The organism is Pseudoscardovia radai (genome assembly GCF_002259605.1).
Taxonomy (GTDB): domain Bacteria; phylum Actinomycetota; class Actinomycetes; order Actinomycetales; family Bifidobacteriaceae; genus Pseudoscardovia; species Pseudoscardovia radai.
In genome coordinates this window covers 101752-113964 of sequence record NZ_MWWR01000007.1, presented here as the reverse complement: position 1 = coordinate 113964, position 12213 = coordinate 101752, and the positions used below count along the sequence as shown (strand labels likewise).

At 62.8% G+C, this 12213-nt stretch carries 12 protein-coding genes, 1 tRNA gene and 1 pseudogene; 12 read left to right on the top strand and 2 right to left on the bottom strand.

Going from position 1 to position 12213, the window contains the following annotated elements; translation table 11 throughout:
• The first annotated feature begins 40 nt into the window (after positions 1-40).
• From PSRA_RS05230 to PSRA_RS05220, 3 genes are all read left to right on the top strand, one after another.
• Positions 41-697 (top strand): 5' nucleotidase, NT5C type, encoded by a 657-nt coding sequence (locus PSRA_RS05230; protein WP_094660847.1) that lies wholly within the window; start codon positions 41-43, stop codon positions 695-697.
• Between the two features lie 217 nt (positions 698-914).
• Positions 915-2792 carry a nuclease-related domain-containing protein gene (locus tag PSRA_RS05225; protein ID WP_094660846.1) on the top strand — a complete coding sequence of 626 codons (1878 nt, stop codon included), beginning with the start codon at positions 915-917 and terminating at the stop codon, positions 2790-2792.
• Positions 2793-3198: 406 nt separating this feature from the next.
• A tRNA-Arg gene (locus tag PSRA_RS05220) sits at positions 3199-3271 on the top strand.
• A 97-nt stretch (positions 3272-3368) separates the two neighbouring features.
• On the opposite strand, the pseudogene PSRA_RS09790 reads toward PSRA_RS05220, so the two are convergent.
• A pseudogene (locus PSRA_RS09790) lies at positions 3369-3716 on the bottom strand (helix-turn-helix domain-containing protein); the annotation flags it as partial.
• Positions 3717-3956: 240 nt separating this feature from the next.
• On the opposite strand from PSRA_RS09790, the gene PSRA_RS05210 reads away from it, so the two are divergent.
• The 7 genes from PSRA_RS05210 to PSRA_RS05180 all read left to right on the top strand — a co-directional run bounded on the left by PSRA_RS05210 (position 3957) and on the right by PSRA_RS05180 (position 9191).
• Positions 3957-4175 (top strand): helix-turn-helix domain-containing protein, encoded by a 219-nt coding sequence (locus tag PSRA_RS05210; protein ID WP_094660845.1) that lies wholly within the window; start codon positions 3957-3959, stop codon positions 4173-4175.
• A gap of 358 nt (positions 4176-4533) precedes the next feature.
• Positions 4534-5907: a helix-turn-helix domain-containing protein gene (locus PSRA_RS05205; RefSeq protein WP_143516342.1), complete on the top strand. Its 1374-nt coding sequence runs from the start codon at positions 4534-4536 to the stop codon at positions 5905-5907.
• Positions 5904-6401, top strand: coding sequence for a WhiB family transcriptional regulator (locus PSRA_RS05200; RefSeq protein WP_094660843.1), 498 nt, complete (start codon positions 5904-5906; stop codon positions 6399-6401). The genes PSRA_RS05205 and PSRA_RS05200 overlap by 4 nt, the downstream gene beginning before the upstream one ends.
• A complete protein-coding gene (locus PSRA_RS05195) occupies positions 6398-7021 on the top strand; it encodes a 3'-5' exonuclease (RefSeq protein WP_094660842.1) in 624 nt (207 codons plus the stop codon). Before PSRA_RS05200 ends, PSRA_RS05195 begins: the two co-directional genes overlap by 4 nt.
• A gap of 63 nt (positions 7022-7084) precedes the next feature.
• Positions 7085-7477: a hypothetical protein gene (locus PSRA_RS05190; protein WP_094660841.1), complete on the top strand. Its 393-nt coding sequence runs from the start codon at positions 7085-7087 to the stop codon at positions 7475-7477.
• Positions 7478-7524: 47 nt separating this feature from the next.
• A complete protein-coding gene (locus PSRA_RS05185; protein ID WP_094660840.1) occupies positions 7525-8370 on the top strand; it encodes a helix-turn-helix domain-containing protein in 846 nt (281 codons plus the stop codon).
• Positions 8367-9191 (top strand): helix-turn-helix domain-containing protein, encoded by an 825-nt coding sequence (locus PSRA_RS05180; protein WP_094660839.1) that lies wholly within the window; start codon positions 8367-8369, stop codon positions 9189-9191. The genes PSRA_RS05185 and PSRA_RS05180 overlap by 4 nt, the downstream gene beginning before the upstream one ends.
• A gap of 47 nt (positions 9192-9238) precedes the next feature.
• On the opposite strand, the gene PSRA_RS05175 is transcribed toward PSRA_RS05180, so the two are convergent.
• Positions 9239-10771 (bottom strand): competence protein CoiA family protein, encoded by a 1533-nt coding sequence (locus PSRA_RS05175; protein ID WP_143516341.1) that lies wholly within the window; start codon positions 10769-10771, stop codon positions 9239-9241.
• A 373-nt stretch (positions 10772-11144) separates the two neighbouring features.
• Between PSRA_RS05175 and PSRA_RS05165 the strand changes: the two genes are divergently transcribed.
• On the top strand, positions 11145-11504 hold the full coding sequence (locus PSRA_RS05165) for a helix-turn-helix domain-containing protein (RefSeq protein WP_094660836.1): 360 nt from the start codon (positions 11145-11147) through the stop codon (positions 11502-11504).
• Positions 11505-11668: 164 nt separating this feature from the next.
• The gene (locus tag PSRA_RS05160) at positions 11669-12178 is read left to right on the top strand and encodes a hypothetical protein (RefSeq protein WP_094660835.1); all 510 of its coding nucleotides are present in this window, start codon (positions 11669-11671) and stop codon (positions 12176-12178) included.
• Positions 12179-12213: the final 35 nt, after the last annotated feature.

Here is a 12213-nt window from a genome sequence, read left to right as displayed (position 1 = left end):
GGAAGAACCGCAAGGAAGAACGAGCGAGGAAGGACAGCGAATGGGACGCATACCAGCCCAATACGAGAACCAGCGGGTCGGGATCATGGGATACCGCGTGCTTGACCTTGACCTGGATGGCGTGTGCGCGGACTACCGCGGTGCCATCGCCGACTACCTGGCGCGCACGCGCGGCCTTGACCCGCGCACCTTCGGCACGAACGACTCCTACAACTTCTACACGGCCCCCGGCTGGCCCATCCGGAACAACGCGGAGTATCTCGCCGTGCACAGAGCCGCCGAGGCGGAGCATCTGTACGCCACCATGCGTCCCATCCCCGGAGCCCCGGAAGCCCTGCGCCGCCTGGCCGCCGAGCATGTGTACATCCGCATCGTCACGCACCGGCTGTTCGTCAGCGGGCAGCATCGTGCCGTCGTGTCCGACACTGCGGCCTGGCTCGACGCCAACGGGATTCCGTATATGTCGCTATGCTTCACAGGGCTCAAGGACTCCATCGGCGCCACCGTGCATATCGACGATTCGCCGGGCAACGTCGCCGTGCTGCGCGCGGCGGGGCAGCACGTCGTCGTCTTCGACCAGCCGTACAACCGCGCCGTTCCTGGACCGCGCATGCTCGACTGGAGCGACGCGGCCGTCGACAGCCTTCTCGAATGGTTCGAACGGTGGCCGTCCGACGCCGCGGTCGCCGGTGCGTGATCGGCGGCGTCTAATCACCCGTACGCATCCGCCGCATCGTGCGAATCGAACGAATAGCGGATGCCTGTGGCGGGGGACGGCAGACGGTGGGTTAGAATTGCCGTAGGAATCACATGGGCCGTCCGGTGTCCGCGCGAAGGATAGATATGCGCGGGGAGCATCCGGGCGTGCCGCGGCGGCCAAGGGTACCGGGCCGGCGCATGACCGGAAGGCGATTATGGGCGAAGGAATGATCGGGCTTGTGGGCCTTGCCGTCGTCGTTGCCGTTTTGGTCATCGTGACACTATGGCTCGCGCACAAGGCGCGCATCGCGCACGCCCGTAAGTCGGGCGACCGAAGCAACGCGCTCGGCGACGATCGCTGGGACGCCGACTACGAGTGGAGCACCCCACACGCCGATAGCGATGACGACGACCTTCGCCAGGCCGAGCAGGACTGGGCCGCCGAGAACGATTGGAGCGTCAAGCCCGACGCCGACGCCACCGTCAAGCCCGAACCCGTCATCACCTTCGATTCCGAGAAGAACTTCGCGGGCGCCCGTAAGCAGCGGCTGCGCATGCAGACCCGCGCCGAGCGCTCGAACGGCCCGAACCACTATGGCTCCGTGCCGCGCGACATCGCGTACAAGACGCAAAACGGCATCGCGCCGAGCGTGACGCGCGAGGAGCTGCGCGAACCCGTTTCCAATCCCGACATCCGCATCGCCCTGCGCGACAAGCGCCGCGTCTCTGACCGCTTCGCCAGCGGCAAGGTGGGCGAGGCCGGCGAGGAGAAGACCCGCCGTATCGTGGACGAATGGGCCAAGCGCCACCATGCCATCGTGCGCCACGGGTACTTCGTCAACCAGCAGATCAAGGATTCCGACGTCGACCACATCATCGCCTTCGAATCCGAGGGCGTGCAGCACGTCATCCTGCTCGATTCGAAGAATTACGCGCCCGGCATCTACGAACGCGGCCGCCGCAAGCTCGACAAATCCGACACCTGGGAGCTTTTCCTCCAGACCGGATCCATGGATCTGGCCGTCAAGCAGCTCGAGAACACGCTGCTGGGCATGCCGTTCCTTTCCGACGTGCATTGCTACACCGTCATCTGGTGCAGCTCGCGCACCGGCAAGGTGGTGTTGCGCGGTTTCGAGAAAGAGTCCACCATTCCGATCAATGGCGAGGACCTTCCCAAGCTGCTCAATGGCTTTTCCGACGCCAGCGAGCCGAACATGGGCATGAGCCGCGCCATCGAGTGGGCTTTCAGCCCGCGCGGTAAGACCAAGAAGACGTGGAGCCTCGGCATGGAGCGCGAGGAGGAGGCGCGTCGGCGTCGCGAGAACGGCGAAGGCAGTGGGAACGGCGGCTCGCGCGGCGGTGACGGCGGTAAAGGCGGCTCGCGCAAGGGCGGGGCGCGAAAGGGCGACGGTTCGCATAAGGGCGACGGCAAGGCCGGCTCGCGCGGAAATGGCGTGCGGCATGGGGCCGGTGGGCGGCGTGGCAAGCGTGTCGTCGGCAATTCGCGCGGAGAACACAGCGCCGCCGCGCAGATCTTCGCCGATTTCGACGAGCCGATGAGCGTACTCGAAAGCGGCATGGCGCTCGCCGCCGACGGCGCCTCCGCACCCGCGCAGGACGGTGCGCCGAAGGGTGCTGCGAAGGGTGTTGCGAAAGGTTCCGAGAAGGGCGCTGCGAAGGGCGCTGCGAAGGTTGGCAAAATCGTTGCGAAGAACAACGATGTCTCCGATGCGTCGCGGAACGATTCCGAACAGGGCGGCGAGAAGGACGGTGCGCCGTCGGACGATGGCGCCGGGGCCGAGGACCAGACGGCGCTGGCGCGGACCGCCGAGGCCGTCGAGAAGGCTGAGAAGGAGCGCGCGAATCAGCTGCGTGCCCAGGCCGAGCATGAGGTTATGGCTGAGTCCGGCGCTATGGATCAAGGCGTTGACGGGCGCGGCGCGAAGCCGGGCGAGAAGCCGGGCGAGAAGTCGGGCGAGAAACCGGGTGAGAAACCGGGAAGTGCGCCGCATCCCGCGCTGTCCCGCCAGAAGCGCCGCATGTTCCAGAAGCGCAATCGAAAGAACAATCGCAAGACCCGCAAATCCCACTGATCGCCGGTTGGTTATCGCGGTTGGTCGGTTTCCGCGGTTGCTCGGTTGCGGTCGGTCGGTTATCGCAGCCGGTTGGTTTCGTCGCCGGTTGGTCGGTTTCCGCAGCCGGTTGGTTCCCCATCCACTTTCCTATTTACCCACTTTTGCGACCTTTGGGCCGCAAAAGTGGGTGGATAGGGAGGGATTGGTTGGTGGGCCTGCTGTATCCGCTTACTTTTGTGGTCGTTTGGCCGCAAAAGTAAGCGGATAGGGTGATGGGTGGTTGGTGGGGAGCCGCAAAAGTGGGTGGATAGAGAAGGGGAAGAGGGAGATTGCTAACGATAGGGAGAGGGAGATTATCAACGATAGGGTAAGTGACGGCGCACGGCGCCAAGCACATCCCGAATGGGTGTACCATAGGAACGTTGCCCCGGTAGCTCAGGGGATAGAGCACCGCTCTCCTAAAGCGGGTGTCGTGCGTTCGAATCGCATCCGGGGCACCGTTCCGGTGCCGGGCATGCCGTCCGGCATCACGATGAACCGCGGACCGCCTGCAGGCGCGTCCGCGGTTTTCTTTTCCGCGGCGCGTGCCGTGACGATCGCGGGCGCGGCGGCGTCGCCGCCCGCGGTGGCGGCAGCGGCCCGCCTTTCGGCGCGCCGGGCCTTCTCGCGGGCGTCCGTCTCGATGGCCTTCTCGAGCTCCTCCTTGGTGGGGGCGGCCCCCATGGAGACCATGATGGTGTCGTCGGTCAGGTCGTCGAGGGACACGCCGAGGAAGGCGGCTGCCTTGACCATGTCGGCCAGGGACCATGTGGTCTTGCCAGTCATCTTCATGGAGACGGCGGATGTCTGCAGTCCCATGAAGTCGGCCAGCTCGCGCTGGGAGCGGTGCTGTGCCGTGAGGCGCTGGCGGATGTTGAAGGCGACGACGCGTTCGTAGCGCACCGTGCTCTCTTCCACCTCGTCGGTGGGGATGACGCCGGTCACATCTACCTCCGATCCATGTTGTCGAGATTCGTGTCGCGGGAATCCTGGGCGCTGGGTGTCCGTGTCATCGGAATCCGTGGCGCAGAATTCATTGCTGATATAGGGAATTCTAACGAACGAATTTGTGTTCTGTCAAATTGAACGATATTGTATATGTACAAATCAGTCAGAATGAACGATGTGAAAGGAGTCTGAACTTTGAATTTGAAGGAATGGCTTGCGGCGCATGGCGTGAGCTATCGGGAGCTCGCCGAGGGCTCCGGACAGTCCAAGGCCAACATCTCGGGGAAAGTCAACGGGCAGATCGCCTGGCAGCCGCGGGATTTGCGCTTTCTGCACGAAAGATACGGATTGTCGGCGGATTTCGTCCTCGGCATCGAGTCCCCGCCTTCGGATTCCGTGAACGCCGGCGACTGACGGCGTGAAAACTGAAGAGGGGTCCTTGGCACTCATTTCCTCATTTCCATTCCAAGGACCCCTTGGATCACTCCACAGATTCGATGGTGATAGGAGAACCTATGGAAAGCAATCCAATGCACGACCAGGAGATGACTAGACCGGTCGGCAGTCTTTGCAGACAGTCTCATTCTACCGAACGTTCCCCCGAGGCGGGGGAGACGCCCGCATGCCCCCTGCCCGAGGGACTCATGTTGCGTCTGTCCATGCTCCGCCATCCGGCTGGGAGCGCCCGGGGGAGGTCGCGATGAGCATACGTGTCCTGTGGTGGGCGATGGGGACCCACCGCGTCAGGTCGTGCACATGCCGCTGCGTGCTCATGGCCTTGGCCGACGCGACCCCGGACGACCACGGCCTGCATGCGTTCCCCAGTGCCCGTTCCATCGCCGAACGGATGGACCTGAGCCTGCGCACAGTCCAGCGCGAACTCGCGTGGATGGAATCGGCGGGCATCATCCGACGCGGCGACCAGAGCTATGTCTCGCGGTATCCGGCCCAGACCCGCCCCATCGTGTGGGACCTGGACGTCGACGGCCCCGAACCCGGGCCAGATGCCGTCGGCGCGGGTGCCAAGGCAATGCCGGCCGCTACGAAGCCCCAAAAGACCGCGATGGCGAGAGGCAAGGGAACAAGCCAAAAAACAGATACGACAAATTGTCGTAGCACCGATTCCGCCGCGACAGGATGTCGTAGCAGCTACGACACGGATGTCGCACAATATGAACTAAATAACTCTCTCAATTCCCCCCATAATCCCCCTAAAGGGGGATTGCCCCCCGTCGAAGGAAATCACGATGGGAAGAACCGCGCCGGGGGGAGCCGCGACGGAGACGGTCGCGGCGAAGCCTCGACTGCTTCCCCCGTTGCCGATTCACTCTGTCTCCTCGACGCCTTCGACGACGGGCTGCGCTCTGACCCCTACGGCGAATTCGTGCCCGAGGAACCCTCCGGTGGCATCGGGGCTCCCGGTTCCGACGGCGCGGCTGAACCCATCGTCGCACCTGCTGCCGCCCATGCGCCGGCTGCCGCCGGCGGAACATCGTACGCCGTTGCCGGAGTCCCGGCCGGTGCAACCGATGCCGCGCCGGGGGAGCGCGTCCTCCGCGCCTCTCGCCGTCTGGTGGCCGAGCACCATCGCCTCATCGGGGAACGCGGCCTGGCGCCGCGCACCTGGCCGAGGCGAGAGGTCGGCAACGCCTCGTGGCTGATCTCGACGCTCACCGAGGCCGGGCGTGACCCCGACCAGGCCGTCGACGACATCCTCTCGGCGGTCGTGTGGGCCCTGTCTCACGATTTCCACCGTGCCCGCGTGCTGACCCTTCGTTCGCTGGCGTCCGACTGGGCTGCGCTGAGACAGGACATCACCTCGCCGAGATCGCGGCAGGGGCAGGGCACCATCCGGTTCGGGCGGATATCGCCTGGCGTGACGCGCGAATCGGCGCCGGGCGTCTCCCCGGTGGTCGCCGCGTCGTACGCGCCGCACCGCCAGCTAACCCGCGCATATTCCGAGGGGCATGCCGTGTACTGGGGTGAGCAGTGGCTTGAACCATCGAACCTCGGCAAGCTCTACCAGCACTGTTACGACGAGGTGGACCCGGGCGAATGCCCGGTGTGCGCGTCGGACGCGCACAACCGTGACCATCACGGTGACATGGCGCGAATCAGGGATGCACGGAAGGAAGGAACGGCATGAACTCCTGGGACTGGACGCAGCACGCCCGGTGCTCCGAGTACCCGGCCGAGCAGAAGGACAAGATGTGGAACCTCAACCGCAACGCGGGAGCGTCGGTGGAATGTACCAAGGGCAGGAAGATCTGCGAAGGCTGCCCTGTGCGGCCCGAATGCCTCGCCACCGCCATCGTCTACGAGGAGACGGCGGGAATCTGGGGAGGCGTCAACCGTCGCATCCGCCTGCATCTGGCACGGGACGCGAAATTGTACAAGGTGTCTGGTGAAGGACTGCACGCAACGCGTGTCGCCGCCCTCGCTGGATGGATCCGCACCAATCCCGACGCCATCGACAGGGCGAAAGCCAAGGACAGCGAAGAGAAAAGGAAATCGCGCCGCCGCCGCAAGGAACAGGAGGTGTGCGACGCGGCAACACCCGCCGAGTCATCCGATGCCGAGAATCTGACGGTGACGGAACCGGGAGGCGACGGCACAACGGAGACAAGGAGGACGTCATGACGAGATTCACGTACGAGGATTGGGCTCGGCCGCTATTGCTGCCGCATGAAGCGGAGTACATCCTTCCGCCCGACACAGATGACGGTGGGGATTATCAGGTCATCGGCATGACTCTGACCGGCCCTGACCCCATCCGCGCCGAGGTGCTGCGGCTTGTGTCCCTCGACCGCAACGGCACGCCGATGCTGGACATGCTCTTCCGTCCCGTCGAGGCCAAGGAATGGCCTGAGGCGGAGGCCCTGACGGGTATCGGCCCCGCCGCAGTCGCGGGCTGCGAGCACATGTTCCGTTGCGTTCCCGACATCGCCATGACGCTTAGGTGTTGCAACCACATCGTGGGGTACAACGCGTATTTCCAGCTTGCTGCGTTGTTCAGGCGCGGAGTGACATGGCGGGCGTCGGTCACGGACGTGATGGTGGAGGCGGCGCGGATGCTCCCTCTGTGCGGGTATGAATCCCGCAAGGGTTTCCCATCGCTGAGACAGTGCGCAGAGTATTTCGGACGTGGTGAATACATGCCCAAGCATGACGCGTACGAGGACGCGCTGGCGACGCTTGAATGCTATCGGGCGATGCGGGACCACCAGCGGGATATCGAAGAATGGCGCGAAAGGACTTGAAAAGCAGACCGTGAATATATACTATAAAACTGTCAATATGACCGGTTGCACACTGGAGGTTCGATGACGGTTCTCGAATTCCCCGGACGCCGGGGCTCTCTGGCGAACCTGGGCGACGTGGCCGGACTCATCGCGACGCGCGAACGCCCGCGCGGCATTTGGCGCAGGGGCGTGCTCCGTGCCGCGCTCGAATTGCTCGAACGGTTCCCCGACGAACGCGTTCTGGTCGGCGACATCCGACGGACTCTCCTCGACGGTTCGCGGGACTGGCACGAGTACTCGGCGTCGGGCAGGGCGCTGGCGGACGAGGAAGACATCGCCCGCCGGTACCTGACTTCCCGCCGCTTCGAATCCTGGCGTGAGGGAAGCCATCCCCACATCGACCTGGTGATGATGCAGGCGAGGGCTCTGCACGAGGCCTGCGGGCTGATCGAGGAAGCGGCGCTCTTCGTCTGAGGGGCGCGCGAAATGGACGGGGACCATGTCCCGGGAAGGAGGCATCCATGAGGTCGGTGTGGCGCAGATGCTCCGACGAGCTGCCGGAAGGCGGCTGGCTCGTCATTAACAGTGCCGGGAAGATCATGCAAGAGACTCCCGAGGGTGCGCATGTGCAGTACAGCGGCGACGTTGAATCGCTCATCGACGTCGGTGCGAGGATCCGACGCGCACGCGTGCGCAGCGGCCTGTCCCAGACCGAGCTGGGAGACAGACTCGGTGTCTCACAGAGCATGGTGCGGCATTGGGAATCGTCGGACAGCCATCCGACCGACGAAACGCTCGGCCGCATCAGACGGGCGCTGGACTCTGGATTGGGGAACCGGGACGCGGGTGTCGCGGCCTTCGACGGGGGAGCGGCGCTTCGACCACAGGGACGGATGCTGCGCACCAAGGCGGGGTTCCGCCGTCTGAGAATCCAGGTCGGCTTCACGCAGGTCGCTCTCGCCGCTGCGGTCGGCATCAAGAGCGGGATGCAGCACGGCACCATCGATGCCATCGTCAAGGAGTGGGAGAACCCCGGCAGTCCAAGGGAAATTCCCGAGAAGGTCTGGGAGTTCCTCTTCGCAATGCGCAAGCGGCAGCGTGACGACGCCGCGAAGTACGTCGAGGCGCTCGTCCAGATGCATCACGATGTCTCCGCGCCCATCGAGCTGACATACTACCGCACGCAGCCGCAGTACGAGAAGTATTCAAAGCGCTCCGGGGACTGCGGCGTGTACGACGCCATGATTCGTCTGGTGGGCGACGGACTTGAGAAGCGCGGCTATGCCGTGCGGTACGTGTATCCCGAGAAAGACATTCCCGAAGCGACCGAGACGATGGAAGAGGCGATGGAAAGGATGGGACGATGACCAAGGAGACGTTGCGGCAGCGCAAGGAATGGCGCCGGTGCTCTGGGGAGCTGCCAGAGGGCGGGTGGCTCGTCATCAATGGCGTAGGCAAAGTGATGCGCGAGACCGACGACGGGCTGCGCGAACCCTACAACGGTGACGCGTCTGGGCTGATCGATGCCGGTGCACGCATACGCATCGCGCGTATCGCAGCGGGGCTGACGCAGGAAGACCTGGCGAAACGGGTCGGACTGACGCAAGGGACGCTATGGGAATGGGAATCCGGGCGGCGGAATCCCACCAGGGAAAGTCTGGACAAGGTGTTTGACGCCCTGACGCCCCACGATGGCCCGGCGTCCTCGGATGCGTCAGCTGACGGTGCGGCGGATGCAGACACCCATTCCGACGTCGCGACGAGCAGGCCGATGCCTCGCACCAAGGCCAACCTCCGCCGCCTGCGAGACGCCACCGAGACCAGTCAGGCATCGCTCGCCATCGCGGCGGGGCTCGACATCAACAACCCCGCTTCGGTGAAGGACGTGCGGCACTGGGAAGACCCGAAGAACCGGCGCTGGGCGCCGGAACCGGTGTGGCTGATGCTGGAGGACACCCTCACGGACCAGCGTGCGACGGCCAGAGAAACCGCGAAAGCCATCGTGGAGCAGCAACCCGACCGCACGATCCCCGTGACTCTGCACTATTACCGCAACCAGAACCAGTACGAGGCGGACGGCTTCTCAGGCGGCTACGGAGTGTACAACGCCATGGCCAGCATGGTCGGCGACCTCCTTGAGGACGCCGGGTACATGGTCGAGTTCCGTTACCCTGACGAGCGGCTGTGAGTGTCATCGTCGGCGTTTGGCCTCCAGAGCCATGCTGGGCGATGCGGCTAGCAGCAGTCTGATTCCTCGGTGGAGAGCGTCTCTAGCTTGTACCTGTCCCCATAACGATGCCAGAAGAATATGCGGTCATAGCGGCTGATTCTTGTCGGGGCTTTCATTTTTCGCTTTGCCATCTCGACTGCCTTGCGCGCTGTTTCTCGGTCTATCGGTTCCAGCCAGACATCCAGTTGGTTCTCCTCATCCCCGATCGGGGTCCAACCGATCCGTCTGCGCAGAAACAGATTGATGGCCGAACGCGAGGAGCCGGCTGTTCTGATGTCTTCGATGGCGTCCTCCATCATGGAGATGCTTACTTCCTTGCGCTTGAAACCATCGTCTTTCCGCATGAAGTTTGGCCGATTGTTCATCCATGGACGGTGTGCCGTCCAACCAAGTTCGGTCTTGCCTCCATCGGTATTGTCCGGCATCGGGATCGCGGCCTTCACCCGATTGATGTCGCAGAAATCGCCCAGCAGATCTTTCGAATAAAGCCAAGAACGGCACTTCGGACAGCACAACTTGCCATGCGAATCGGAAATGAGCAGGGAACGATAGATTCCTCCACGTGTTTTCGCGTCAAGGTGCGCCATGAAATCAGTGATCGCCGACTCTTCTGATTGGCTGAGCGACATGGCAAGCGCACAGAACTTGGATTCGCTCCGTTCAAGTTCTTCTCGCATTTGTCGGGAGAGCCAGATGCGGCGCGTGGAACCGCATCGATGGCACTGCGTGGCAGCACACAACAGCAGATACGTGAGCGAAGGGCGGCGCTGCAACGATGCAGATTTCCGCAGCATGTCCTTGACCCATAGCGCGAGATCCCTCCATCCGTGGTCATACCAGACGGCGAGGGAGAATGATTCCAGGTCGCACCGGAATGGGAAGCGCAGTGCGCCATCCGTTTCCTCCACTCCGTCCCACCGCGTCGATTCGAGAATGGCAACGGATCGCTGATACGCCCCCTTGATGGAGTATCGATCGGAATAGTCCTCCAGTTCGGATTCGGAAACCGGGTCGAGGGGATGAGTGCATTGCAAAGGCTCAATCCTGGAGTCAAGCCACACGCAATCGTATCCGGCTTCATGGTAATCGGTCGTTCTCTGCGAGAAATCCGATGCGTCCTGCTTCGAAAGCTGGACTTCGACGACCAGAGGGTTCCGGAGGTTGGATTCATCGAACCATATCACGGTGTCCGCTATTCGCCTCTTGCTCTCTGAGACCTCGATAGGGACTTCGGATTCCGCGCGATATCCAAGGGACCGTGCGATGCTTACAATCCACGTTTTTGTGATTGCGTGTTCCGGCGATTCGTTCTCAAGGAATCTGTACTCCGGTGGCAAGGACTGTCCTGGATACAGCGAGAAGAACTGAAAACCGTCCTTTGACGTTTTGCAGTACATCGGTATCGTGCGATCGAAGGTGGTGGTGATGACTGGTTCCTCTTTCGGCGCGTTCTTCTGGCGTCGTTGAAGGTCCAGCCATGCTGGGCGCGCCATTAGACTTGCAGCGACTCTTTCGCCATCAACCAATGCTTCCTGCATATGTTGCCCCCAACAGAATTCCAATGATTTCCGAACATTTTACTCTGAAGTCCGAAGTCCAGATCGAATGTGCCGATGCGCTCGGTGCGATCAATCCGGTTCTCCGGAAAGCCTCGGAACGCGTGCAGAGGGAATGGAAGCTCGCGTTTGGCGGGCGCTTCGCAGAGCCATGCTGCGCCTGTCCACATTTCGGGTGGAATATTCCACTGTTGGGCAAGTGCAAAGCGTTGCAATGAAGCCGTTTCGGTCGGTGTGGCTGAACGAAAAGTCCCTTCGTGGGACGGAATTGTGCACAACCCCTTGTGCGGCAATTCCGTAGTCTGCTATTTTCCTATCAATCGGTCCGGCCCCATGCCGAAAACAATGAAAGGAGATGGCAGTGAATCATGGAGCTCAGGAAGGGGATTCAGAGAAACCATATGTGATTGATGCGTTGAACGCATTCGGCGAAATCCTGAGGGAGAAACGTCTCGCGCAAGGGATGAGCGAGGAGGAACTCGCCGATACGTGCAACATTCCGGTGTCTGATGTGCGTAGTTGGGAATCCGGGAAGGACTGCCCCTTGGGCGGGATGGTGCTTCTGTGCGCGGTCCTACGCACCGATGTGTGCAGCTTATGCCGGGAGATCTCGGAACGGCTCGACCCGACGCGCGTGGATGTGGATCCAGACAGGGGCACGTACCAGGAGTTCTGGCGCATTGTCCAGGGTATGGGCGGCGACTTCATGTGGTGACGAGAACCTCTCATGGACACGGTTGTTGGGGAAACGACGGGGACAGCAGCGAGAGCACGGATTGCGACGGACGCAACCGTGCTAAAACGGGTCGCAACCAATAGGGCGGCGGCACGCACCAAGCCAAGACACGACGGCAGGGCTGCCGTCCGGAAAGGGACATCATGACAAAAACAATTCTCGCGGTGCACGCTGTGATCGTGGCGCACGCGGCAGACGCTGCGGAAGCGGCGGGGCAGTCGGTATCGCCTGGCGCCATCGTGTACATCGTAATCTGCGTATCGCTTGTGCTGACGGTCATCATGGCCATCCTCAGGCCGTTCGTGCCACTCATCGCCACGGCGTTGTCCGCCGTGGCGTCGCTGCTGGGTGCGGCGGGTCGATGGCTCTCCACCCTGGTGCGCAGCCCGCTATGCGCCTTGCTGCAGCTTGCGCAGTTCCTCCTGACCCTCGGCGGATTCGCACTGGTCGGCTGGGGCGTGTGGGAGGCGTTCCACTGGTCGGCACCCGACACGAACCGGCCGCTCGTGGTCGCCGCGTTCGTGTGCGCCGTGATGGCGTGGTTCGCGGGATCCGTCGCACAGGTGTATTCCGAACGCTTCGCACCGCTGCAGACGGCAGGGGCCATGCCTTCTGAAGATACGGCAAGGGAGGAAGATACGGCCGCGGATTGATTCGTGATGTCTCCACCGGCAGATGGCTTAAGGGC

What these genes read in the sequence shown, in the direction of transcription:
- PSRA_RS05230 (WP_094660847.1), top strand. Translation starts at nt 41, where the DNA reads ATGGGACGCATACCAGCCCAATACGAGAACCAGCGGGTCGGGATCATG.
- PSRA_RS05225 (WP_094660846.1), top strand. Translation starts at nt 915, where the DNA reads ATGGGCGAAGGAATGATCGGGCTTGTGGGCCTTGCCGTCGTCGTTGCC.
- PSRA_RS05205 (WP_143516342.1), top strand. Translation starts at nt 4,534, where the DNA reads ATGGCCTTGGCCGACGCGACCCCGGACGACCACGGCCTGCATGCGTTC.
- PSRA_RS05200 (WP_094660843.1), top strand. Translation starts at nt 5,904, where the DNA reads ATGAACTCCTGGGACTGGACGCAGCACGCCCGGTGCTCCGAGTACCCG.
- PSRA_RS05195 (WP_094660842.1), top strand. Translation starts at nt 6,398, where the DNA reads ATGACGAGATTCACGTACGAGGATTGGGCTCGGCCGCTATTGCTGCCG.
- PSRA_RS05190 (WP_094660841.1), top strand. Translation starts at nt 7,085, where the DNA reads ATGACGGTTCTCGAATTCCCCGGACGCCGGGGCTCTCTGGCGAACCTG.
- PSRA_RS05185 (WP_094660840.1), top strand. Translation starts at nt 7,525, where the DNA reads ATGAGGTCGGTGTGGCGCAGATGCTCCGACGAGCTGCCGGAAGGCGGC.
- PSRA_RS05180 (WP_094660839.1), top strand. Translation starts at nt 8,367, where the DNA reads ATGACCAAGGAGACGTTGCGGCAGCGCAAGGAATGGCGCCGGTGCTCT.
- PSRA_RS05175 (WP_143516341.1), bottom strand. Translation starts at nt 10,771, where the DNA reads ATGCAGGAAGCATTGGTTGATGGCGAAAGAGTCGCTGCAAGTCTAATG.
- PSRA_RS05165 (WP_094660836.1), top strand. Translation starts at nt 11,145, where the DNA reads ATGGCAGTGAATCATGGAGCTCAGGAAGGGGATTCAGAGAAACCATAT.
- PSRA_RS05160 (WP_094660835.1), top strand. Translation starts at nt 11,669, where the DNA reads ATGACAAAAACAATTCTCGCGGTGCACGCTGTGATCGTGGCGCACGCG.